Origin of the sequence: Pseudomonas sp. 18-147 (assembly GCF_051048045.1) — a bacterium.
GTDB lineage: Bacteria > Pseudomonadota > Gammaproteobacteria > Pseudomonadales > Pseudomonadaceae > Pseudomonas > Pseudomonas aeruginosa.
Map to the genome: position 1 here is coordinate 2,104,236 of NZ_CP182296.1, position 22,104 is coordinate 2,126,339.

19 protein-coding genes and 5 tRNA genes are annotated in these 22,104 nt (G+C 60.3%); 19 read left to right on the forward strand and 5 right to left on the reverse strand.

The annotated features are described in order from the left end of the window. The first annotated feature begins 2 nt into the window (after positions 1 to 2). The 7 genes from wbjC to ACM0M4_RS10215 all read left to right on the forward strand — a co-directional run bounded on the left by wbjC (position 3) and on the right by ACM0M4_RS10215 (position 8,086). Positions 3 to 1,121 (forward strand): UDP-2-acetamido-2,6-beta-L-arabino-hexul-4-ose reductase, encoded by a 1,119-nt coding sequence (gene wbjC, locus ACM0M4_RS10185; RefSeq protein WP_071535093.1) that lies wholly within the window; start codon positions 3 to 5, stop codon positions 1,119 to 1,121. A gap of 17 nt (positions 1,122 to 1,138) precedes the next feature. After that, complete coding sequence (gene wecB / locus ACM0M4_RS10190; protein WP_024929016.1) at positions 1,139 to 2,269, forward strand: non-hydrolyzing UDP-N-acetylglucosamine 2-epimerase; 1,131 nt, start codon at positions 1,139 to 1,141, stop codon at positions 2,267 to 2,269. Between the two features lie 17 nt (positions 2,270 to 2,286). After that, positions 2,287 to 3,489: a glycosyltransferase family 4 protein gene (locus ACM0M4_RS10195; RefSeq protein ID WP_241236003.1), complete on the forward strand. Its 1,203-nt coding sequence runs from the start codon at positions 2,287 to 2,289 to the stop codon at positions 3,487 to 3,489. After that, the gene (locus tag ACM0M4_RS10200; RefSeq protein ID WP_034072898.1) at positions 3,486 to 4,430 is read left to right on the forward strand and encodes an NAD-dependent epimerase/dehydratase family protein; all 945 of its coding nucleotides are present in this window, start codon (positions 3,486 to 3,488) and stop codon (positions 4,428 to 4,430) included. Before ACM0M4_RS10195 ends, ACM0M4_RS10200 begins: the two co-directional genes overlap by 4 nt. 100 nt (positions 4,431 to 4,530) lie before the next feature. Then, positions 4,531 to 5,556 carry an MraY family glycosyltransferase gene (locus tag ACM0M4_RS10205; RefSeq protein ID WP_434324234.1) on the forward strand — a complete coding sequence of 342 codons (1,026 nt, stop codon included), beginning with the start codon at positions 4,531 to 4,533 and terminating at the stop codon, positions 5,554 to 5,556. Between the two features lie 12 nt (positions 5,557 to 5,568). Next, complete coding sequence (locus tag ACM0M4_RS10210) at positions 5,569 to 7,566, forward strand: polysaccharide biosynthesis protein (RefSeq protein ID WP_021265047.1); 1,998 nt, start codon at positions 5,569 to 5,571, stop codon at positions 7,564 to 7,566. A gap of 190 nt (positions 7,567 to 7,756) precedes the next feature. After that, positions 7,757 to 8,086, forward strand: a complete 330-nt coding sequence (locus tag ACM0M4_RS10215; RefSeq protein ID WP_003091430.1) for a ComEA family DNA-binding protein — start codon at positions 7,757 to 7,759, stop codon at positions 8,084 to 8,086. Positions 8,087 to 8,158: 72 nt separating this feature from the next. Here the strand turns inward: ACM0M4_RS10215 and ACM0M4_RS10220 are convergent. After that, positions 8,159 to 8,234, reverse strand: a tRNA-Asn gene (locus tag ACM0M4_RS10220). A gap of 68 nt (positions 8,235 to 8,302) precedes the next feature. After that, positions 8,303 to 9,499, reverse strand: a complete 1,197-nt coding sequence (locus tag ACM0M4_RS10225) for an amino acid aminotransferase (RefSeq protein ID WP_003104588.1) — start codon at positions 9,497 to 9,499, stop codon at positions 8,303 to 8,305. 187 nt (positions 9,500 to 9,686) lie between these two features. Here ACM0M4_RS10225 and uvrB point away from each other — a divergent pair, with 187 nt between their 5' ends. Next, positions 9,687 to 11,699, forward strand: coding sequence for an excinuclease ABC subunit UvrB (gene uvrB / locus ACM0M4_RS10230; protein ID WP_003104590.1), 2,013 nt, complete (start codon positions 9,687 to 9,689; stop codon positions 11,697 to 11,699). Positions 11,700 to 11,702: 3 nt separating this feature from the next. Here uvrB and ACM0M4_RS10235 read toward each other — a convergent pair whose 3' ends face one another. Together ACM0M4_RS10235 and ACM0M4_RS10240 are read right to left on the reverse strand one after the other, a co-directional pair. After that, complete coding sequence (locus tag ACM0M4_RS10235; RefSeq protein WP_003130539.1) at positions 11,703 to 13,202, reverse strand: MDR family MFS transporter; 1,500 nt, start codon at positions 13,200 to 13,202, stop codon at positions 11,703 to 11,705. Between the two features lie 49 nt (positions 13,203 to 13,251). Then, positions 13,252 to 14,286, reverse strand: coding sequence for an HlyD family secretion protein (locus ACM0M4_RS10240; protein ID WP_003091421.1), 1,035 nt, complete (start codon positions 14,284 to 14,286; stop codon positions 13,252 to 13,254). Between the two features lie 102 nt (positions 14,287 to 14,388). On the opposite strand from ACM0M4_RS10240, the gene ACM0M4_RS10245 reads away from it, so the two are divergent. The 11 genes from ACM0M4_RS10245 (at position 14,389) to ACM0M4_RS10295 (ending at position 21,342) form a co-directional block, all read left to right on the forward strand. Then, on the forward strand, positions 14,389 to 15,309 hold the full coding sequence (locus ACM0M4_RS10245; protein WP_003091419.1) for a LysR family transcriptional regulator: 921 nt from the start codon (positions 14,389 to 14,391) through the stop codon (positions 15,307 to 15,309). 37 nt (positions 15,310 to 15,346) lie between these two features. Then, positions 15,347 to 16,831 carry a glutamate--tRNA ligase gene (gltX, locus tag ACM0M4_RS10250; protein WP_003104596.1) on the forward strand — a complete coding sequence of 495 codons (1,485 nt, stop codon included), beginning with the start codon at positions 15,347 to 15,349 and terminating at the stop codon, positions 16,829 to 16,831. 201 nt (positions 16,832 to 17,032) lie between these two features. Beyond that, positions 17,033 to 17,108 (forward strand) — tRNA-Ala (locus ACM0M4_RS10255). A gap of 48 nt (positions 17,109 to 17,156) precedes the next feature. Then, a tRNA-Glu gene (locus ACM0M4_RS10260) sits at positions 17,157 to 17,232 on the forward strand. A 93-nt stretch (positions 17,233 to 17,325) separates the two neighbouring features. Next, positions 17,326 to 17,401 (forward strand) — tRNA-Ala (locus tag ACM0M4_RS10265). Between the two features lie 46 nt (positions 17,402 to 17,447). Continuing rightward, a tRNA-Glu gene (locus tag ACM0M4_RS10270) sits at positions 17,448 to 17,523 on the forward strand. Positions 17,524 to 17,681: 158 nt separating this feature from the next. Then, positions 17,682 to 18,224, forward strand: a complete 543-nt coding sequence (locus ACM0M4_RS10275) for a TetR/AcrR family transcriptional regulator (RefSeq protein WP_003091415.1) — start codon at positions 17,682 to 17,684, stop codon at positions 18,222 to 18,224. An 11-nt stretch (positions 18,225 to 18,235) separates the two neighbouring features. Then, the gene (locus ACM0M4_RS10280; protein ID WP_003115024.1) at positions 18,236 to 19,093 is read left to right on the forward strand and encodes an alpha/beta fold hydrolase; all 858 of its coding nucleotides are present in this window, start codon (positions 18,236 to 18,238) and stop codon (positions 19,091 to 19,093) included. A gap of 112 nt (positions 19,094 to 19,205) precedes the next feature. Continuing rightward, on the forward strand, positions 19,206 to 19,853 hold the full coding sequence (locus tag ACM0M4_RS10285; RefSeq protein WP_003115023.1) for a bifunctional 4-hydroxy-2-oxoglutarate aldolase/2-dehydro-3-deoxy-phosphogluconate aldolase: 648 nt from the start codon (positions 19,206 to 19,208) through the stop codon (positions 19,851 to 19,853). Beyond that, positions 19,853 to 20,290 carry an acyl-CoA thioesterase gene (locus ACM0M4_RS10290; protein WP_003107647.1) on the forward strand — a complete coding sequence of 146 codons (438 nt, stop codon included), beginning with the start codon at positions 19,853 to 19,855 and terminating at the stop codon, positions 20,288 to 20,290. Before ACM0M4_RS10285 ends, ACM0M4_RS10290 begins: the two co-directional genes overlap by 1 nt. A 92-nt stretch (positions 20,291 to 20,382) precedes the next feature. Continuing rightward, a complete protein-coding gene (locus ACM0M4_RS10295; RefSeq protein WP_003104220.1) occupies positions 20,383 to 21,342 on the forward strand; it encodes a tRNA dihydrouridine(16) synthase DusC in 960 nt (319 codons plus the stop codon). Positions 21,343 to 21,356: 14 nt separating this feature from the next. On the opposite strand, the gene ACM0M4_RS10300 is transcribed toward ACM0M4_RS10295, so the two are convergent. After that, positions 21,357 to 22,103, reverse strand: coding sequence for an SDR family oxidoreductase (locus ACM0M4_RS10300; protein ID WP_003115022.1), 747 nt, complete (start codon positions 22,101 to 22,103; stop codon positions 21,357 to 21,359). Position 22,104 lies beyond the last annotated feature (1 nt).

A 22,104-nucleotide genomic window follows, 5' to 3' on the forward strand; every position in this document is an offset into this window, starting at 1 on the left:
CGATGAAAGTTCTTGTAACTGGCGCGAATGGATTTGTTGGAAGGAATCTGTGCGCTCATCTTGCAGAGCGGGGTGGTATCGAGGTGGTGCCATTCACCCGCGAGAGTAGTGTTGGTAATTTGCCTGAGCTAATTCGTTCCGTCGATTTTATTTTTCATCTTGCCGGGGTCAATCGTCCGGAAAAACCAGAAGAGTTTAAGATCGGGAATTCCGAACTCACGTATGATCTGTGTGAGGCGGTAAGGTCCAATGGACGAGCCATACCACTTCTTTATACTTCATCCATTCAGGCTGAGGTGGATAATGAATACGGTTTAAGCAAGCGAGCCGCAGAAGAGCATCTCCAAGTGCTAGGTGAGGATATTGGTTGTCCTGTCTACATATTTCGCCTTCCTAATGTATTCGGTAAATGGTCGCGTCCGAATTATAATTCAGCGGTTGCGACTTTTTGTCATAATATTATTCGAGATATTCCGATTCAAATTAACGATTCCTCGGCAGAGATCACTCTTGTATACATAGATGATGTGGTTCGCACCTTCATGAAAGTCATGGATGGGAAGCTATCCAATGCAGTTTCACTACAGGTCGAGCCCCAGTATCAGATTTCTGTTGGTGAGCTCGCAGAACAATTGTATGAGTTTCGCGATAGTCGAAAGTCACTGACTACCGCAAGGGTTGGCTCGGGATTGACGCGCGCCTTGTACTCGACTTATCTAAGTTTCTTGCCAGAAGATAGTTTTAGTTACGACGTGCCAATGCATTCGGATCCGCGTGGCACATTCGTCGAGATGCTGAAGACCGCGGACTCTGGCCAGTTCTCGTTTTTTACGGCTCATCCAGGTGTTACCAGGGGCGGGCATTACCATCACTCGAAAACCGAAAAGTTTCTGGTTATCAAAGGGATGGCACGTTTCAAGTTTAGAAACATCCTGACCGGGGCATTTTACGAAATTTGCACTAATGGTGAAAAGGCAGAAATTGTCGAAACAGTACCTGGATGGACTCATGACATTACTAATGTCGGAACTGACGATATGGTAGTCATGTTGTGGGCTAACGAAGTATTTGATCGGGAAAATCCGGATACCTACGCTTGTTCAGTAGGCGAAGGTGCGTAAGGTATAGTGAGATAACAATGCAGAAGCTAAAAGTCGTTACGGTTGTTGGAACTCGTCCTGAGATTATTCGCTTGTCTAGGGTCATGGCGAAGCTTGATCAGTACTGCGATCATGTACTTGTCCATACTGGGCAGAATTATGATTACGAACTTAATGAAATATTTTTTCAGGACCTCGGCATAAGAAAGCCGGATTATTTTCTAAACGCCGCCGGGGCTTCCGGGGCTGAAACGATAGGGAATGTAATAATCGCAGTCGATCGTGTTCTGGGCGAAATCAATCCCGATGCACTGCTCGTGCTGGGTGATACCAATAGTTGTATGGCGGTACTGCCTGCAAAACGGCGTAAGATACCGACCTTTCATATGGAAGCAGGCAATCGCTGTTTCGATATGCGTGTGCCTGAAGAGATAAATCGGCGCATTGTCGATCATACAGCTGATGTAAATTTGACCTATAGTACAATTGCGCGTGATTATCTCTTGCGTGAAGGACTTTCTCCAGACATGGTTATCAAGACTGGTAGCCCTATGTTCGAAGTTCTCGAGCACTATCGTGACGGGATCGAGTCCTCCGATATTCTTGAAAGGCTCGGGTTGAAAACAGAGCGGTTCTTTGTCGTGAGTGCGCACCGAGAGGAAAACATAGATTCGGATAAGAACTTCTTGAAGTTGGTTTCTATGCTCAACGCTGTGGCAGAAAAGTACTCGCTGCCCGTCATCGTATCAACTCACCCTAGAACAAAAAAGAGAATTGAGGCGACGGAGGCAAAGTTTCACGAGGGTATTAAACTGCTGAAACCCCTCGGCTTTAAGGATTACAATAAACTGCAAATTACAGCCAAGGCAGTTATTTCTGACAGTGGGACCATCAGTGAGGAGTCTTCAATACTGAATTTTCCCGCTTTGAATATTCGTGAGGCTCATGAACGCCCAGAAGGCATGGAAGAGGCTGTGGTGATGATGGTCGGACTGGATTCGGATCGAGTACTACAAGCACTCGAGGTGTTGGAGGGACAGAGGCGCGACGCAGAGCGCATGTTACGCTTGGTCGCTGACTATAGCATGCCCAACGTTTCTGAAAAGATTGTTCGCATAGTTCATAGCTATCGGGATTATGTCATGCGAACTGTCTGGAAAAAATATTAACTTGAGGCGTGGAGTTGATGGCAAGGATATTTGTGGTTTCTGAGTATGTCGGTGCCAATCAGAACTCCACGGGATACTATTGGGAGAAGATAATAGGAAAGATGCAGCGGGAGTTTGGTGGGCTAACCGTAATTTTCCCGCTGACCGCAGGTGAAACCCCGCCTGTGGTTTCACCTTCCGTTGAGCAAGAATGCTTTAAGTTTCCGAGGAGCAATAAGAATAGGCTCCTTTCTAGAGGATTAGCGCAGATTTTTCAGGCGTTTCTGTTCTCAGTAAAATTGACTTCTCGTGCCAGACGAGGAGATGTGGTATTGAGTGGAACCAACCCTGCTCTTCTACTGATGACGTTTCCCTTGCTAAGGTATGTCCTCGGTTTCAAGTGGGTGCTGCTGGTGCATGATGTATTTCCCGAGAACTTGGTGCCGGCGGGCGTTCTGAAGAAAGATAGTATTGCCTACCGGCTTCTACGTCGTCTCTTTTCTTTCATTTACTCATCCGCTGATCGTCTAGTCGTAATAGGGCGCGATATGGAAGCTCTTATGAAAGAGAAGGTGAATGACCCGCGATCTTTGGTCTTTATTTCGAATTGGGCCTGTGAGAAAGAGGTTTTCCCAGTACCGAGAGAGGATGCTCCTTTTATCAATATTCCTGAATGGAAAGGTAAAAGGGTTTTCCAATTTTTTGGTAATGTCGGTCGATTACAAGGTATAGAAAACATACTTTCTGCTATTCAGTTGGTTAAAAACGAGAAGGCGGCTTTTGCTTTTATTGGAGATGGTGCCTTGGTCGACAGTGTAAAAAAACACGCGCTGGAAGATCAGTGTGCTCGGTTGAGGTATTTTGGAAGGCTGCCATTAGCCGAAAAGAATTTTGGTTTGGCTGCCTGTGACGTTGCCTTAGTTACCTTAGAAGAAGGAATGTTCGGGCTTGGGGTTCCCAGCAAGGCATATTTCTCCATGGCAGCAGACAAACCGATTCTAGCTGTCATGGAAAAAGGGGCTGAAATCTCCCGTATAATAGATGAGACCGGAATCGGTTGGAGCTGTCCGCCGAATGATCCGGTTGCTTTGGCAAGATTGATCGATGAGATTTGTGAACTCGACTTGTCTAGTTTAGGCGGAGTCCCGCGGAGTGTCCTTCAGCAAAATTATTCTGAATATATTTCATTGGAAAAATTCGCTGCCTGTGTTCGACCGCTTCTGTCTGAGTCGAAAATATGATGAAGGTGCTGGTAACCGGGGCTAGCGGTTTTGTCGGGAGTGCGCTTTGCAGGTCGCTTGCTGCCGGCCCCTTTCAGGTTGTCGGACAAGTACGATCCCTGTGCAATCCTGTTACGGGGGTTGAGTATGTTCGAGCGGAGCTGAAAGAGAGCACTAAGCTTGATGCTGCGCTGCGGGGTGTTGAATGTGTAGTTCATCTAGCTGGACGAGCCCATATCTTTGGAAGGCAGCGTGATTCACTAGATATTTTTCGGAAGGTGAATCGCGATGCTACTCTGGCGCTTGCTCGGCAGGCGATCGAAGCATCTGTAAAGCGTTTCATTTTTGTTAGTTCTATTGGTGTAAATGGCGCTTTAACCAAAGAAAAGCCCTTCGATGAGAACTCCAAGCCGGCTCCTCATGCAGAATATGCGATTTCAAAGTTTGAGGCTGAAGTAGCGCTTCGGGAGCTTTTCAAGCAGTCCTCAACAGAACTTGTTATCGTCAGGCCTCCACTCGTTTACGACTGGAATGCTCCTGGAAATTTCTCGCGATTGTTGAAGCTGGTTGCTTCGGGACTTCCTCTTCCGTTTGGTTGCATAGATAACCGACGAAGTTTTGTTTCTCTGGATAATTTAGTTGACTTTCTAGCTTGCTGTATGACGCACCCTTCTGCTGCCGGCGAACTGTTTTTGGTATCCGATGGTCAGGAGATTTCTACCAAGCAACTGGTGACTGCGCTTGCTACGGGAATGGGGCGTCGCCCCATCATGTGGCCTGTTCCTAGGTTTATTCTGAGGTTTCTTAAATTAGTAGGAAAGGGTGGGTTATACACTCAGTTATGCTGCTCACTAGAGGTCGACTCGTCGAAAGGCAGGTTTTTGCTTGGTTGGGAACCCCGCAAGAGCACCCTTTCCGCGTTGGAAGATGTTGGTAGAATATATGTCAAACGTACTGAATGATTATCTGCAGGCGCTTTGCTACTAGCATGGCGTACCACGCAGAACAATCGAATAGAACCCTGTTGAAGGGGTGAGAGTATTTTTTGGGATAAATTTATAAATGGAAGAATGGTATTTGTTACTCGCTGCAGCTGGGGTTTCGGGACTGCTTACAGGCCTCTTGCGTCGTTATGCCTTAGCGAGGAGCTTACTTGACACCCCTAACTCTCGAAGTTCCCATGTCGTTCCCACTCCACGCGGAGGAGGGGTCGCCATTGTAGTTACTTTTTGTCTCATGCTGCCTATTTGGGCTGTACTGGGAAATATCTCATGGGCCGTGTCCTGGGCTTTACTTCTCGCTGGCGGCGGGGTTGTCATTATTGGATTCATGGATGATCACGGTCATATCGCCGCACGCTGGCGTCTGCTGGGACATTTTAGTGCAGCCTTGGTCTCATTGTACTTTTTGAATGGCATACCACCATTTCAGATTGTTGGTGTCAGTTGGGACCTGGGGTGGTTCGGAGGACTTCTCTTTGCTTTCTATCTCGTGTGGTTGCTGAATCTCTATAACTTCATGGATGGGATCGATGGACTTGCCAGCCTTCAGGCCATTTTTGTCTGTGTTGGCGGGGCATTATTATACTGGCTGAATGGCCAACTGACGCAGGCTTTGCTCCCCTTATCGCTAGCTTTTGCCGTTTTTGGATTCTTGTTCTGGAATTTTCCACCCGCAAAAATTTTCATGGGAGATGCGGGTAGTGGTTTTCTGGGGATTGTTTTAGGAATTCTTTCCATTCATGCCATGTGGATGAATACGAATTTTTTCTGGGCATGGTTGGTCCTGTTAGGCGTTTTCATCGTCGATGCGACCTATACCCTGATTCGTCGCTTGCTGAGAGGGGACAAGGTGTATGAGGCTCATCGAAGCCATGCCTATCAATACGCAAGCCGATACTATGGAAAGCATGCTCCTGTTACGATTGGCGTCACGGCATTGAACGTCATCTGGCTCCTCCCTATAGCCTTGTTGGTCGGGAGTGGATCTCTAGAGCCTTTGATGGGCATCGTCATAGCCTACGTCCCTCTCGTTTTTCTGGCAGTGAGGTTCAAGGCGGGTAAGCTAGAGTCGTCCGCTCAGGCCTAAAGGAGTAGGGGAATGCTAGATCGTTTAAGAGTAAAGTTGTTATCCATGCCTCGTCGCTGGAAACGTTTGCTTCAAGTGGCTACGGATATCCTTCTGGTATGGCTGTCTCTGTGGCTCGCTTTTGTGGTCCGTCTAGGCACAGACGATATGATCGACGTGTTCGGCGAGCATGCATGGCTTTTCATCACTGCGCCGGTCATCGCCATTCCACTATTCATTCGCTTCGGCATGTATCGCGCGGTGATGCGTTATCTCGGTAACGACGCATTGATCGCCATCGCCAAGGCGGTGACCATCTCGGCTCTGGTGCTGTCGCTGGTGGTGTACTGGTATCGTGGCGCGCCGGCGCCGGTGCCGCGTTCCCTGGTGTTCAACTACTGGTGGTTGAGCATGCTGCTGATCGGCGGCTTGCGTCTGGCCATGCGCCAGTATTTCATGGGCGACTGGTACTCTGCTGTGCAGTCGGTACCATTTCTCAATCGCCAGGATGGCCTGCCCAGGGTGGCTATCTATGGCGCGGGGGCGGCCGGCAACCAGTTGGTTGCGGCGTTGCGTCTCGGTCGGGCGATGCGTCCGGTGGCGTTCATCGATGACGACAAGCAGATCGCCAACCGGGTCATTGCCGGTCTGCGGGTCTATACCGCCAAGCATATCCGCCAGATGATCGACGAGACGGGCGCGCAGGAGGTTCTCCTGGCGATTCCTTCCGCCACTCGGGCCCGGCGCCGAGAGATTCTCGAGTCCCTGGAGCCGTTCCCGCTGCACGTGCGCAGCATGCCCGGCTTCATGGACCTGGCCAGCGGCCGGGTCAAGGTGGACGACCTGCAGGAGGTGGACATCGCTGACCTGCTGGGGCGCGACAGCGTCGCACCGCGCAAGGAGCTGCTGGAACGGTGCATCCGCGGTCAGGTGGTGATGGTGACCGGGGCGGGCGGCTCTATCGGTTCGGAACTCTGTCGGCAGATCATGAGTTGTTCGCCTAGCGTGCTGATCCTGTTCGAGCACAGCGAATACAACCTCTATAGCATCCATCAGGAACTGGAGCGTCGGATCAAGCGCGAGTCGCTTTCGGTGAACCTGTTGCCGATCCTCGGTTCGGTGCGCAATCCCGAGCGCCTGGTGGACGTGATGCGTACCTGGAAGGTCAATACCGTCTACCATGCGGCGGCCTACAAGCATGTGCCGATCGTCGAGCACAACATCGCCGAAGGCGTTCTCAACAACGTGATAGGCACCTTGCATGCGGTGCAGGCCGCGGTGCAGGTCGGCGTGCAGAACTTCGTGCTGATTTCCACCGACAAGGCGGTGCGGCCGACCAATGTGATGGGCAGCACCAAGCGCCTGGCGGAGATGGTCCTTCAGGCGCTCAGCAACGAATCGGCGCCGGTGCTGTTCGGCGATCGGAAGGACGTGCATCACGTCAACAAGACCCGTTTCACCATGGTCCGCTTCGGCAACGTCCTCGGTTCGTCCGGCTCGGTCATTCCGCTGTTCCGCGAGCAGATCAAGCGCGGCGGCCCGGTGACGGTCACCCACCCGAGCATCACCCGTTACTTCATGACCATTCCCGAGGCGGCGCAGTTGGTCATCCAGGCCGGTTCGATGGGGCAGGGCGGAGATGTATTCGTGCTGGACATGGGGCCGCCGGTGAAGATCCTGGAGCTCGCCGAGAAGATGATCCACCTGTCCGGCCTGAGCGTGCGTTCCGAGCGTTCGCCCCATGGTGACATCGCCATCGAGTTCAGTGGCCTGCGTCCTGGCGAGAAGCTCTACGAAGAGCTGCTGATCGGTGACAACGTGAATCCCACCGACCATCCGATGATCATGCGGGCCAACGAGGAACACCTGAGCTGGGAGGCCTTCAAGGTCGTGCTGGAGCAGTTGCTGGCCGCCGTGGAGAAGGACGACTACTCGCGGGTTCGCCAGTTGCTGCGGGAAACCGTCAGCGGCTATGCGCCTGACGGTGAAATCGTCGACTGGATCTATCGCCAGAGGCGGCGAGAACCCTGAGTCATCGTTCTCCGGAAAAGGCCGCCTAGCGGCCTTTTTTGTTTTCTCCGTACGATGTTTCCGGTGCCGGACCAGGAAGCGACTGCTTTGCTGGGGCTGTCGATCCAGGTGCGTTCCACGGCGATAAGGTGGTTTCGTGGATGGGCATGAAGCCCTCTACGTGGTCATTCATCTCTGAAGGAGTGCACCCATGCACCTAATCAAATCCGCTCTGCTTCTCATCCTGTTCGCCTGTCTTCCGTTTTCGGCTTCCGCCGCACCGGTCGCCGTCGCCAAGAATCCGCTGGCCGCAACGACACCTGCGACGACCGTGTCGCCGGGGGAGCAGGTCAATATCAATACGGTCGACGAGGCCGCCCTGATACGGGGGCTCAACGGTGTCGGCGAGGCCAAGGCCAGGGCGATCCTCGAGTATCGTGCGGCCCATGGTCCGTTCGTCTCGGTGGATCAACTGCTGGAAGTGAAAGGGGTAGGCCCGGCGTTGCTGGAGAAGAACCGGTCACGGATCGTCATCGAGTGAGGTGCGACTGAAGGGGCGAACTTTCGTCCCGATAACGAAAAAGCCCCCGGCATATGCCGAGGGCTTTGAATTTGGCTCCGCGACCTGGACTCGAACCAGGGACCCAATGATTAACAGTCATTTGCTCTACCGACTGAGCTATCGCGGAACAGCGAGGCGTATGTTACTGATTAAAAAGGGGAAGTCAAGCCTCTCCCGATGACTTCCCCATTTTCCCTACAGGACCTGGACGATGGCCTTGGTGATGGTCTCCAGGTTCGATTTGTTCAGCGCGGCGACGCAGATACGGCCGGTGCTGACGGCGTAGATACCGAACTCGGTCTTCAGGCGCTCGACCTGGTCGGCGGTCAGGCCGGAATAGGAGAACATGCCACGTTGGCGACCGACGAAGCTGAAGTCGCGCTTGGCGCCGTGGGCTGCCAGTTGCTCGACCATCGCCAGGCGCATGTCGCGGATGCGGTCGCGCATCTCGCCCAGTTCCTGCTCCCAGAGGGCCCGCAGTTCCGGGCTGTTGAGCACGGAGGAGACGACGCTGGCGCCGTGGGTCGGTGGGTTCGAATAGTTGGTGCGGATCACTCGCTTCACCTGGGACAGCACGCGGGCCGATTCATCGCGGCTTTCGGTTACGATCGAGAGGGCGCCGACGCGTTCGCCATAGAGCGAGAAGGATTTGGAGAACGAGCTGGAAACGAAGAAGCTCAGGCCCGACTGGGCGAACAGGCGCACCGCGGCGGCGTCTTCCTCGATGCCGTTGCCGAAGCCCTGGTAGGCGATGTCGAGGAACGGCACGTGGCCCTTGGCCTTGAGCACGTCCAGCACCTGTTTCCAGTCGTCCAGCTCGAGATCGACGCCGGTCGGATTATGGCAGCAGGCGTGCAGAACCACGATCGAGCGGGCCGGCAGGGCATTCAGGTCTTCCAGCAGGCCGGCGCGGTTCACGCCATTGCTGGCGGCGTCGTAATAGCGGTAGTTCTGCACCGGGAAGCCGGCGGCTTCGAACAGTGCGCGGTGGTTTTCCCAGCTCGGGTCGCTGATGGCCACGGTGGCGTCGGGCAGCAGGCGCTTGAGGAAGTCGGCGCCGAGCTTGAGCGCGCCGGTGCCGCCGACGGCCTGGGTCGTGACCACACGGCCGGCGGCCAGCAGCTCGGACTCGTTACCGAACAGCAGTTTCTGTACGCCCTGGTCGTAGGCGGCGATCCCTTCGATCGGCAGGTAGCCGCGCGGCGCGTGGGCCTCGATGCGGGCCTTCTCGGCAGCCTGCACGGCACGCAACAGCGGAATGCGCCCCTCCTCGTTGTAGTACACGCCCACGCCCAGGTTGATCTTGCCCGGACGGGTATCGGCGTTGAAGGCTTCGTTCAGGCCAAGGATGGGATCACGCGGTGCCATTTCGACGGCAGAAAACAGACTCATTTTGCGGCTGCTCGGAGTGTGAAGAGAGGAGGGCAACGCAACCCGTTATGCGGGGGCGCAAAGGGTTGCGCAAACGGGGGGTTATTATAGACACCCCTTGATGCATGCGGCGACATTTAGGTGCATGCTTTCAGCTATTTCTGACGCCGGATTTTCCTTGGCGTCACAGCTCCCTGCGAGGTTTTTCATGGATACGTTCCAACTCGACTCGCGCTTCAAGCCCGCCGGCGACCAACCGGAAGCCATCCGGCAGATGGTCGAGGGGCTGGAGGCGGGGCTTTCGCACCAGACCCTGCTGGGGGTGACGGGCTCTGGCAAGACTTTCAGCATCGCCAACGTGATTGCCCAGGTGCAGCGCCCGACCCTGGTCCTGGCGCCGAACAAGACCCTGGCGGCCCAGCTCTACGGGGAGTTCAAGACGTTCTTCCCGCACAATTCCGTGGAGTACTTCGTTTCCTACTACGACTACTACCAGCCGGAGGCCTACGTCCCGTCTTCCGATACCTATATCGAGAAGGACTCCTCGATCAACGACCATATCGAGCAGATGCGCCTGTCGGCGACCAAGGCGCTGCTCGAGCGTCCGGATGCGATCATCGTCGCCACCGTGTCGTCCATCTACGGCCTCGGTGATCCCGCGTCCTACCTGAAGATGGTCCTGCACCTGGACCGCGGCGACCGCATCGACCAGCGCGAACTGCTGCGGCGACTGACCAGCCTGCAGTACACCCGCAACGACATGGATTTCGCCCGTGCGACTTTCCGTGTGCGTGGCGATGTGATCGACATCTTCCCGGCCGAATCCGATCTCGAGGCGATTCGTGTCGAGTTGTTCGACGACGAGGTGGAAAGCCTCTCGGCCTTCGATCCGCTCACCGGCGAGGTGATCCGCAAGCTGCCGCGTTTCACCTTCTACCCCAAGAGCCACTACGTGACCCCGCGCGAGACGCTGCTGGAGGCGGTCGACCAGATCAAGGCCGAACTCAAGGAACGCCTGGACTACCTGCGCAACAACAACAAGCTGGTGGAAGCGCAGCGCCTGGAGCAGCGCACCCGTTTCGACCTGGAGATGATCCTCGAGCTGGGCTACTGCAACGGCATCGAGAACTACTCGCGCTATCTTTCCGGGCGGGCCCCCGGCGAGCCGCCGCCGACGCTCTACGACTACCTGCCGGCCAACTCGCTGCTGGTTATCGACGAATCGCACGTCAGCGTTCCGCAGGTCGGTGCGATGTTCAAGGGCGACCGCTCGCGCAAGGAGACCCTGGTGGAATACGGTTTCCGCCTGCCTTCGGCGCTGGACAACCGGCCGCTGCGCTTCGAAGAGTGGGAGGCGGTGAGTCCGCAGACCATCTTCGTCTCCGCCACCCCGGGCCCCTACGAGGCGGAGCATGCCGGGCGGGTCATCGAGCAGGTGGTGCGTCCCACCGGGCTGGTCGATCCGGAGATCGAGGTACGTCCGGCGATGACCCAGGTGGATGACCTGCTCTCGCAGATCCGCCAGCGTGTGGCCAAGGACGAGCGGGTGCTGGTGACTACCCTGACCAAGCGCATGGCCGAGGACCTCACCGATTATCTCGGCGATCACGACGTGCGGGTGCGCTACTTGCACTCGGACATCGATACCGTCGAGCGAGTGGAGATCATCCGCGACCTGCGCGCCGGTGCGTTCGACGTGCTGGTGGGGATCAACCTGCTGCGCGAAGGCCTGGACATGCCCGAGGTGTCGCTGGTGGCGATCCTCGACGCGGACAAGGAAGGCTTCCTGCGCTCGGAGCGCTCGCTGATCCAGACCATCGGTCGTGCCGCGCGCAACCTGCACGGCAAGGCGATCCTCTACGCCGACAACGTCACCGGCTCGATGCAGCGTGCGATCGACGAGACCGAGCGGCGTCGGGCCAAGCAGATCGCTTTCAACGAAGCCCATGGCATCGTGCCCAAGGGGGTGCGCAAGGACATCAAGGACATTCTCGAAGGCGCCGTGGTGCCCGGCGCGCGCGGCAAGCGCAAGGGCGTGGCCAAGGTGGCGGAGGAGAGCGGGCGCTACGAGAACGAACTGCGCTCGCCGAGCGAGATCAGCAAGCGCATCCGCCAACTGGAGGAAAAGATGTACCAGTTGGCCCGCGACCTGGAGTTCGAGGCGGCGGCGCAACTGCGCGACGAGATCCAGACGCTGCGCGAGCGCCTGGTCAACGTCTGAACCTCAGTGAGCCCCGGCGTCGGCGCGGGCGCCGATGCCGGCCGGCAGCGAGCGGGTCAGCAGCACCGCGAGCATGCTCACTGCGAGCACCATGCCGATGACATGGAAAGCATCGTTGTAGGCCATGATCATCGCCTGCTGGTGGGTGATCTCGCTGAGTTTGCCCAGCGCCGCCTGCTGGCTGCCCAGTTGCGCGGCGAGTTGCGCGAGGCGTTCGTCGACCTGCGGGTTGGTCGGCACCAGGGCTTCGCGCAGATAGTCGAAGTACACCTTGGCGCGACTGTCGAGCAGGGTCGCGAGCAGGGCGATGCCGATGGCGCCTCCGAGGTTGCGCAGGATGTTGAACAGGCTCGAGGCCGAGCCGGCATCCTGTGGCTGCAGGTAGGCGGTGGCGATCAGCGAAATGGTCACCATGATCATCGGCTGGCCGAGGGCGCGCAGTAGCTGGATCTGGTTGAACTGCGGTCCGGCGAAGTCCGGGTTGAGCACTCCGGAGAAGAAGCTGGCAAGGCCGAACAGGCCGAAGCCGGCGGCGCAGAGCAGGCGCGGCGAGACCAGCTTCATCAACTTCGGGACCAGCGGGATCAGGAACAGCTGGGGAATGCCCATCCACATGATCACCTCGCCGATCTGCATGGCGTTGTAGCCCTGGATTTGCGCTAGGTACAGCGGCAGTACGTAGATCGAGCCGTACAGGCCCATGCCCAGACCGATGCTGGAAATGCTCGCGAGGCCGAAGTTGCGGTTGCGCAGGATGCCCAGATCGATCAGCGGGTTCGGCCGCGACAGCTGCAGGATGACGAACAGGACCAGGCTGAACAGGGCGACGCTGCCGAGGCTGACGATCAGTTGCGACTCCAGCCAGTCCTTGCGGTGACCTTCCTCGAGGAAGACCTGCAGGCAGCCCAGGCCGATGCCGAGGGTGACGATGCCGGCGTAGTCGGTACTCTTCAGCAGTTCCCAGTGCGGCGCCTTTTTCTCCAGGCCGTAGAGCAGCCCGGCGATCATCAACAGGCCCGGCGGCACGTTGATATAGAAGATGTATTCCCAGCCGAAGTTTTCCGTCAGCCAGCCTCCCAGGGTCGGTCCGATGGAGGGCGCGAAGGTGGCGGTGATGGCGAACAGCGCCATGCCCTTCGGACGGTGGTGTTCCGGCAACTTGACCAGGGCCAGGGTGAACGCCAGCGGAATCAGCGCGCCGCCGGTGAAACCCTGCATGGCGCGGAACACGATCATGCTTTCCAGGTTCCAGGCGAACGAGCAGAGCAGCGAGGACACCAGGAAGCCCACCGAGATCATCACCGCCAGGCGCCGTGCCGAGAGCAGCTGCACCAGCCAGGCGGTCATCGGGATCATGATGATCTCCGCCACCAGATAGGAGGTGGAGATCCACGAGCCTTCTTCGAGGGTCGCCGCCAGCGCGCCCTGGATGTCCTTCAGCGAGGAGTTGGTGATCTGGATGTCGAGCACCGCCATGAATGCGCCGAGCATGGCGCTGAGCACCGCGATCCAGTCGCGCCGGGTCGGTTCGCCAAGCGGCCGGGCCAGCGCCTCAGCGGTCACGGAGCTCGACCTCGGCTTCGACGGACATGCCGGGGCGGATGCGGCCATGCAACGGGTTGTCGGCCTCGAACACGATCTTCACCGGGATGCGTTGCACCACCTTGGTGAAGTTTCCGGTGGCGTTGTCCGGTGGCAGCAGGCTGAACTGCGCGCCGGAAGCGGCGAACAGGCTATCGATGCGGCCGTCGATAGGCGTGTCGGGGAAGGCGTCGAAGGTCAGGCGCGCCTTCTGCCCGTCGCGCATGCGGCCGACCTGGGTCTCCTTGAAGTTGGCCTGGACCCAGATGTCTTCGTCCGGCACCAGTGACAGCAAATGGGTACCAACCTGCACGTACTGGCCGTTGCGTGCGCTGCGCTGGCCGACCAGGCCGTTGATCGGCGAATGGATCAGGGTGCGTGACAGGTTGATTTCGGCTTGCGCCAGTTCGGTTCGGGCGCTGGCGATCTGCGCTTCCAGGCGCTTGATCTCGGCGCCCAGGGTGTCGCGCTGGACGCGTTGTGCCTCGAGGTCGGCGCGGGCCTTGGCCAGTTGCGAGCGGGCCACGTGGTTGTCGGCGGTGAGGGTGGTGACCCGTTCCTCGGAAACGTAGCCGGGCTTGCGCAGGGCTTCGGCGCGGTTCAGGTCGATCTGTGCGCGGCCGAGGGTTGCCTGGCTGGCGTTGACGTCGGCGGCGCTGGCGGCGATCAGGCTGCCCTGCTGCACCAGCTTGCTGCGCGCCTGGGCCAGTTCCGCCTCGCGGGTGGCCAGCGCGGCCTGGGCGCGCTCGACGGCGAGCTTGAAGTCGGCGTCTTCCAGGCGTACCAGTAGCTGCCCCTTGTCCACGTGCTGGTTGTCGCGCACCAGGACTTCCTCGACCCGCGCGCCCAGCTGGCTGGCCACCCGCGTGATCTCGCCCTGGACGTAGGCGTTGTCGGTGCTTTCCACGTGGCGGCCGATGAACCACCAGTGCAGGAAGAAGGCCAGGGCGATCAGGCCGACGGCCACCAGGAAGACGGTCAGGCGACGTTTGAGTTGGGCGGGCATGGGTGGAGTGTTCCGTCGGCAAAATTCGGCCAATCTAGCAGTGTTCCGCCGGACGTTATAGGCGCTACACTTCAGACTCTTTGTTGCTTATAGGGAACAATAATGGGGCTTGATGATGCGCTGATCTTCACCCGCGTGGTGGAGTACCACAGCTTCACCCAGGCCGCGCAGAGCCTGGGCATGCAGAAGTCCACGGTGAGCCGGCGCATCGCCCTGCTGGAGGAGCGCCTGGGCGTGCGCCTGCTCAATCGCACCACCCGCAAGTTGCGCCTGACCGAAGTAGGGCAGGCCTACTACGAGCGCTGCCGGCAGATCATGCACGATTTCGCCGAGGCCGAGCAGGCGGTCATGCAGTTGCAGCAGGCGCCGTCGGGATTGCTGCGGATCACCTCGCCGATAGAGTTCGGCCAGATGTTCCTCGCCAGCCTGCTGGGCGACTTCATGCGTCAGTACCCGCAGATCACCGCCGAGGTCGAGCTGGCCTCGCGCAGCGTCGATCCGCTGCAGGAGGGCGTCGACATCGTGATCATGGTCGGCCAGCCGGAGGATTCCACCCTGGTGGCCCGTCGCCTGCTCTCTACCAGCCGCTGGCTCTGCGCCAGCCCCGACTACCTGGCGGCGCACGGCACGCCGACATCGGTGGCCGAGCTTGCCGGGCATCGCGCGGTCCTTCTGTCCACCGACTCCCAGCGCTACTGGCCGCTTTCCGGAGACAGCCTGCCCTGCCAGCGGGTGCTGTCCTGCAACAACATCACCTTCGCCCGCGAGGCGGTGGTCGCCGGTGCCGGCATTGCCGCGCTACCGGCGCTGATCTGTGCGGAGAGCGTGCACAGCGGGCGTCTGGTGCGTTTGCTGGCGGACGTGCCGTTGCCGGTCGGCGAACTGTATGCGGTCTATCCTTCGCGGCGTTTCCAGGCGATGAAGGTCAAGGCCTTCCTCGATTTCCTGATCAGCCGCCTGCCGGCCGACACCGGTCGTTTACTGGAGCCGGAGGCGGCCCGCCTGATAACATCGCGCCCCTGAATTTCCGTTTTAACTTCCGCTTGGCAAGAGAGTCTCCATGACCACTGTTCGTACTCGCATCGCCCCGTCGCCGACGGGCGACCCGCACGTCGGTACCGCATACATCGCGCTGTTTAACCTGTGCTTCGCGCGTCAGCACGGCGGTCAGTTCATCCTGCGCATCGAGGACACCGACCAGCTGCGTTCGACGCGGGAGTCCGAGCAGCAGATCTACGACGCCCTGCGCTGGCTCGGCATCGAATGGGACGAGGGCCCGGACGTCGGCGGCCCGCATGGCCCGTACCGGCAGAGCGAGCGCGGGCATATCTACAAGAAGTATTCGGACGAACTGGTCGAGAAGGGCCATGCCTTCACCTGCTTCTGCACGCCCGAGCGCCTCGATGCGGTTCGCGCCGAGCAGATGGCGCGTAAGGAAACCCCGCGCTACGACGGCCACTGCATGCACCTGCCGAAGGATGAGGTGCAGCGCCGCCTCGCCGCCGGCGAGTCCCACGTCACCCGCATGAAGGTGCCGACCGAGGGCGTCTGCGTGGTGCCGGACATGCTCCGCGGCGATGTCGAGATTCCGTGGGATCGCATGGACATGCAGGTGCTGATGAAGGCCGACGGCCTGCCCACCTACTTCCTCGCCAACGTGGTCGACGACCACCTGATGGGCATCACCCACGTCCTGCGCGGCGAAGAGTGGCTGCCGTCGGCGCCCAAGCTGATCAAGCTCTACGAGTATTTCGGCTGGGAGCAGCCGCAGCTGTGCTACATGCCACTGCTGCGCAACCCGGACAAGAGCAAGCTGTCCAAGCGCAAGAATCCGACCTCTATCACCTTCTACGAGCGCATGGGCTACCTGCCGCAGGCGCTGCTCAACTACCTCGGGCGGATGGGCTGGTCGATGCCGGACGAGCGCGAGAAATTCACCCTCGCCGAGATGATCGAGCATTTCGACCTGTCGCGCGTCTCCCTGGGCGGACCGATCTTCGACCTGGAGAAGCTCTCCTGGCTGAACGGGCAGTGGATCCGCGAGCAGTCCGTGGAGGAGTTCGCCCGTGAGGTGCAGAAGTGGGCGTTGAATCCCGAATACCTGATGAAGATCGCTCCGCACGTGCAGGGACGGGTGGAGAACTTCAGCCAGATCGCGCCGCTGGCCGGATTCTTCTTCAGCGGCGGGGTGCCGCTGGACGCTTCGCTGTTCGAACACAAGAAGCTCGATCCGACCCAGGTCCGCCAGGTCCTGCAACTGGTGCTGTGGAAACTCGAATCCCTGCGCCAGTGGGAGAAGGAACGCATCACCGGCTGCATCCAGGCTGTCGCCGAGCACCTCCAGCTCAAGCTGCGCGACGTGATGCCGCTGATGTTCCCGGCCATCACCGGGCATGCCAGCTCGGTTTCGGTGCTGGACGCCATGGAGATCCTTGGCGCCGACCTGTCGCGTTATCGCTTGCGCCAGGCCCTGGAGCTGCTGGGCGGGGCGTCGAAAAAGGAAACCAAGGAGTGGGAGAAGATCCGCGACGCCATTCCCGGCTGACCGGCTTTCTCCCACAGTCGATGACGAGGCCTGCCCAGTTGCGGGCCTCGTTTTTGGGGGAGGGGAGGTAAGTGATTGTTCTTCCGGTAAAATTTTTTAGGTTTCGATGAAAAATAATGTTGACAGCCTCAAGCCTCGCCCTTAGTATGCGCCCCGTCTTCACGACGAACTCAACGAAGTGAAGCGATCAAGCGGTACTTTGGGGCTATAGCTCAGCTGGGAGAGCGCTTGCATGGCATGCAAGAGGTCGACGGTTCGATCCCGTCTAGCTCCACCAAATTGCCGGGAATACGCGGTTGGTTTTGCGGATTCCTACGAAGGTTTCGTCCCCTTCGTCTAGTGGCCTAGGACACCGCCCTTTCACGGCGGTAACAGGGGTTCGAGTCCCCTAGGGGACGCCACTTCATGTTCATCCGTCCCAGCAATGGATGAACGTGTCGACGACCGGAAGGTTGTCGAAGCGATCGGAAGATCGCCCGCCTGATGGCGAATTCGGGGCTATAGCTCAGCTGGGAGAGCGCTTGCATGGCATGCAAGAGGTCGACGGTTCGATCCCGTCTAGCTCCACCACATTCCAAGGCCAGCATCGCTGGCCTTACTTTTCGAAGGTTTCATTGTCCCCTTCGTCTAGTGGCCTAGGACACCGCCCTTTCACGGCGGTAACAGGGGTTCGAGTCCCCTAGGGGACGCCACTTTTTCCCGCTCTGCGGGGCTCTATAGGGCCATTCCGAATTGGAATGGCCCTTTTGTTTTTTCCCTTTTCGAATTTCCTGACAGACGGCCCGGCCGTACGCTTGCCGATTTTTATTATGCATATAATATTTCATCCATAATATTTTCGGAGATCGTCATGAGCGACAAGAAAACCCAGACCCGTGCCCGCATCCTCGGTGCCGCCACCCAGGCCCTGCTCGAGCGGGGCGCCGTCGAACCTAGCGTCGGGGAAGTGATGGGCGCGGCGGGGCTCACCGTCGGCGGCTTCTATGCCCACTTCCAGAGCAAGGATGCGCTGATGCTCGAGGCGTTCGAGCAATTGCTCGGCAAGCGCCGCGAACTGCTCGGCGAACTCGATCCCGGATTGTCGGGAAAGGAGCGTCGTGCCTTGGCGGCCGCCTTCTACCTGTCGCGCAAGCATCGGGACGCACAGGTCGACGCCGGTTGTCCGCTGCCGGCGACCCTAGCCGAGGTGGCGCGCCTGCCGGAGGGGTTTCGCGAGGTCTTGAGCAGACATGTCGAGATCATGGTCGCCAGCCTGGCGGAAAGTCCCGAGGAAACCGACGTCGCCCTGGCCGACCTGGTGTTGATGATTGGCGGTTTGGCGCTGGCCCGGGCATTGGGGCCGGGGGAGCTGTCCGACCGGGTTCTGCGTGCCGCCAAGCAGGCGGTGAACTGAGGAGGTGCGAGATGAGCAGCCTGACCTGGATTCGCGGTTTCAACGGGACGATCGGCCGCATCGCGCCGCGTTGGACGGCCGAGCGTATGCGTCGGACGTTCATGGTGCCTGGAGAGTGGCCGCCGAAGGATTGGGAGCTGCCGCTGCTGGCCAGTTCGGAGCGCGTCACTCTGCGCTTCGGGCTGTCGGTGTTGCGCTGGGGCGAGGGGCCGGCAGTCCTGCTGCTGCATGGCTGGGCCGGCAGGCCGACACAGTTCGCCCATCTGATCGAGCAACTGGTCGGCGCGGGTTATTCGGTGTATGCCCTCGATGCGCCGGCCCATGGCCGCTCGCCGGGCAGGGAGGCGAACGTGGTGCTGTTCGCCCATGCCTTGCTGGAGGCCGCTGGCGAGTTGCCGCCGCTGCGTGCGGTGGTCGGTCATTCCCTGGGTGGCGCGGCGGCGTTGCTGGCGGCCCAGATGGGGCTGCGCAGCGAAGCGCTGGTGACGGTCTCGGCGCCGTCGCGGATTCTCGAACAGTTGCGCCTGTTCGCTCGTTTCGTCGGTTTGCCGGCCCTGGCTCGCTCGCATTTCATCCGCCTGGTCGAGCGTCAGGCTGGCATATCCGCGGCGTGCCTGGATGTGGCGCGTTACCGTCTGGAAATGCCCGGGCTGGTGGTGCATGCCGACGACGACACGCGCGTAGCGGTGGAAAATGCCGAGCGCATCCATGCCGCCTGGCCGGCCAGTCGCTTGCTGCGTCTGCCGGGCGGCGGCCACCACCGACTGCTCGGCGAGCGCAGGCTGAGCGAGTCGCTGCTGGCGCTGCTCGAGGAGCGCCCGGCGATGCGCGCTTGCCGGCGCGTGGAAAAGACGGCGAGCGCTTCCTGAGGCGCGTAGCAGAGGGGTTGTCGTTGTCCTGACCTCGGTTCTTCGGTAAAAAGCGCTGTGGCCCGCGCGGAGCGATCCGGCGGGGCGAACCGTTTCGAATCGAGGAGTGCCCATGACATTGCCGCTGGATCGGGTCCTGCAGCAGGCCAGCCCGGTATTGCCGGTGCTGGTGATCGAGGACGTGGCGCTGGCGCCCGACCTGGCGCGCGCGTTGTATGCGGGCGGCGTCACGGTGCTGGAAGTGACGCTGCGCACGCCGCAGGCGCTGGACGCGATCGCCGCCATCCATCGCGAGGTGCCCGAGGTCCTGCTGGGGGCGGGTACCCTGATCCACACCGAGCAGTTTCTCGAGGCGCGCGACGCAGGCGCACAGTTCGCCGTCAGCCCCGGATGCACGCCGCGTCTTGCCGCCGCCGCGGAGGATGCCGGCTTGCCATACCTACCCGGGGTGATGACGCCTTCGGAAGTGTTGCTGGCGCTGGAGTACGGTTATCGCTCGCTGAAGCTGTTCCCGGCCGATGGCACTGCCAGCGTGAAAATGCTGAAAAGCCTGAAGGGGCCGTTCACCGGCATCCGCTTCTGCCCGACCGGCGGGGTGAACCTGGACAACCTGCTGAATTTCCTCCGCCTGCCCAATGTCGCCTGTGTCGGCGGCACCTGGTTGGCGCCGCCGAGCCTGATCCGGGCGCGGGCCTGGGATCAGATCACACAACTGGCCAGGGAAGCGCGCGAACTGGCCGGCAGCCTGGAGCAGCATTGATGAATTGGGACTACGCCGATCCGTTCGTGATCGACCTCAGGGTCCTCGCCGAGGACATCGACGGGCTCGGCCACGCGAACAACGCCGTCTACGTCAGTTGGCTGGAGCGCTGCGCCTGGCGCCACTCGCAGCGGCTGGGCCTGGACCTGGCCGAGTACCGCCGGCTGGACCGGGCGATGGCGGTGCTGCGCCACGAGATCGACTACCTGGCCGCGGCCTACGAGGGCGACGAACTGCAATTGGCGACCTGGATCGTCGAGTCCGACCAGCGCCTGCGGATGAACCGGCGCTTCCAGTTGGTACGCCCGGCGGATGGCGCCACGCTGCTGCGGGCGCAGACCACCTTCGTCTGCATCGAACTGTCCAGCGGCAAGCCGAAGCGGATGCCGGCGGAGTTCATCGACGGCTACGGCCAGGCTCTGCTCGCCGGGGCCTGAGCCGTCGCGCGTCGACCGGCAGGCATTCGCACTTTGTTCCGGGCGGCGGATTCTCTAGAATCCGCCGCCTGTCATTTTCGAGGTAGTGGTTCGTGCAAATCGCCCTGGCGCCGATGGAAGGTCTGGTGGATGAAATCCTCCGCGACGTGCTGACCCGCGTCGGCGGCATCGATTGGTGCGTCACCGAATTCATCCGCATCACCGATCGCCTACTGCCGGCCACGGCGTTCCACAAGCTGGCGCCGGAGCTGCGCGACGGCAGCCGGACCCGCGCCGGGACGCCGATGCGTGTGCAGTTGCTCGGCTCCGATCCTGCGTGCCTGGCGGATAACGCCGCGTTCGCCTGTGAGCTGGGTGCCCCGGTGATCGACCTGAACTTCGGTTGTCCGGCCAAGACCGTGAACCGCTCGCGCGGCGGCGCGGTATTGCTCAAGGAGCCGGAGCTGATGCACGACATCGTCGCCGCCGTGCGTCGCGCGGTGCCGAGCGAGATTGCGGTGACCTCGAAGATGCGCCTGGGCTACGACAGTCCCGACGGCGCCCTGGATTGCGCGCGGGCCCTGGCCGACGGCGGCTCGGCCCATGTAGTGGTGCATGCCCGGACCAAGGTCGATGGCTACAGGCCGCCGGCGCACTGGGAGTGGGTGGCGCGGGTGGCCGAGGCGGTGCGCGTGCCGGTGTTCGCCAATGGCGAAGTGTGGACGCTCGACGACTACCTGCGTTGTCGCGAGGTCAGCGGGGTGGAGGACATCATGCTCGGTCGCGGCCTGGTCTCGCGTCCTGGCCTGGCTCGGCAGATCGCCGCCTGGCGCGATGGCGGCGAAATCCGCGAGATGCCCTGGAGCGAGCTGTTGCCGCTGCTGCGCGACTTCTGGCTGCAGGCCCGGCGCAAGCTCGCCCCGCGCTATGCCCCGGGCCGTCTCAAGCAGTGGCTGGGCATGCTCACCCGCACCTATCCCGAAGCCGTCGAGCTGTTCGCACGGATTCGCCGGGAAAGCGATTGCGAAACCATCGACCGGCTGTTGCAGGTGTCGTTCAGCCAGGCGGCCTAGCTTGCGTACCAGGCCTAGCGGCCGCCGCTGACATCGATGAAGGTGCCGGTGCTGTAGCTGGCTTCGTCCGACGCCAGCCAGAGAATCGCCCGCGCGACTTCCTCCGCCGTACCGCCGCGTCCTAGCGGTATGCCGCCCTTCAGGCGTTCGATACGGCCGGGCTCGCCGCCGCTGGCGTGGATCTCGGTATCGATCAGTCCGGGCCGCACCGCGTTGACCCGGATACCCTCCGCCGCCACTTCCCTGGCCAGACCGATGGTCATGCTGTCGATGGCGCCCTTGGCGGCGGCATAGTCGATGTATTCGTTGGGCGATCCCAGCCGCGAGGCCATCGAGGACACGTTGACGATGCTGCCGCCGCGCCCGCCGTGGCGGGTCGACAGGCGCTTCACCGCCTCGCGGGCGCAGAGGAAGCTGCCGGTCACGTTGGTCGCGAATACCCTGTGCAGGCGCGCCGCGTCGATGTTTTCCAGGCGCGTCTGCGCTTCCAGCATGCCGGCGTTGTTGACCAGCACGTCGAGGCGGCCGAAACGTTCGTCGATGGAGGCGAACAGCCGCTCGACATCGCCTTCCTCGGCTACGTCGGCCGCCACCGCCAGGGCTTCGCCGCCCTGGCGCTCGATGCGCTGGCGCAGCGCTTCGGCGGCCTCGCGGTTGCGCAGATAGTTGAGGACGACCGCATAGCCGCGTTCGGCGGCGAGCAGAGCGGTGGCGGCGCCGATGCCGCGGCTGGCTCCGGTGATCAGCATGACGTTGCGCATG

Coding starts and splice junctions, on each gene's coding strand:
- ACM0M4_RS10300 (WP_003115022.1), bottom strand. CDS start 22,103: ATGCGCAACGTCATGCTGATCACCGGAGCCAGCCGCGGCATCGGCGCC.
- ACM0M4_RS10280 (WP_003115024.1), top strand. CDS start 18,236: ATGAGCAGCCTGACCTGGATTCGCGGTTTCAACGGGACGATCGGCCGC.
- ACM0M4_RS10205 (WP_434324234.1), top strand. CDS start 4,531: ATGGAAGAATGGTATTTGTTACTCGCTGCAGCTGGGGTTTCGGGACTG.
- ACM0M4_RS10245 (WP_003091419.1), top strand. CDS start 14,389: ATGGGGCTTGATGATGCGCTGATCTTCACCCGCGTGGTGGAGTACCAC.
- ACM0M4_RS10195 (WP_241236003.1), top strand. CDS start 2,287: ATGGCAAGGATATTTGTGGTTTCTGAGTATGTCGGTGCCAATCAGAAC.
- ACM0M4_RS10240 (WP_003091421.1), bottom strand. CDS start 14,286: ATGCCCGCCCAACTCAAACGTCGCCTGACCGTCTTCCTGGTGGCCGTC.
- ACM0M4_RS10200 (WP_034072898.1), top strand. CDS start 3,486: ATGATGAAGGTGCTGGTAACCGGGGCTAGCGGTTTTGTCGGGAGTGCG.
- ACM0M4_RS10210 (WP_021265047.1), top strand. CDS start 5,569: ATGCTAGATCGTTTAAGAGTAAAGTTGTTATCCATGCCTCGTCGCTGG.
- ACM0M4_RS10290 (WP_003107647.1), top strand. CDS start 19,853: ATGAATTGGGACTACGCCGATCCGTTCGTGATCGACCTCAGGGTCCTC.
- wecB (WP_024929016.1), top strand. CDS start 1,139: ATGCAGAAGCTAAAAGTCGTTACGGTTGTTGGAACTCGTCCTGAGATT.
- wbjC (WP_071535093.1), top strand. CDS start 3: ATGAAAGTTCTTGTAACTGGCGCGAATGGATTTGTTGGAAGGAATCTG.
- uvrB (WP_003104590.1), top strand. CDS start 9,687: ATGGATACGTTCCAACTCGACTCGCGCTTCAAGCCCGCCGGCGACCAA.
- ACM0M4_RS10285 (WP_003115023.1), top strand. CDS start 19,206: ATGACATTGCCGCTGGATCGGGTCCTGCAGCAGGCCAGCCCGGTATTG.
- ACM0M4_RS10275 (WP_003091415.1), top strand. CDS start 17,682: ATGAGCGACAAGAAAACCCAGACCCGTGCCCGCATCCTCGGTGCCGCC.
- ACM0M4_RS10215 (WP_003091430.1), top strand. CDS start 7,757: ATGCACCTAATCAAATCCGCTCTGCTTCTCATCCTGTTCGCCTGTCTT.
- gltX (WP_003104596.1), top strand. CDS start 15,347: ATGACCACTGTTCGTACTCGCATCGCCCCGTCGCCGACGGGCGACCCG.
- ACM0M4_RS10225 (WP_003104588.1), bottom strand. CDS start 9,499: ATGAGTCTGTTTTCTGCCGTCGAAATGGCACCGCGTGATCCCATCCTT.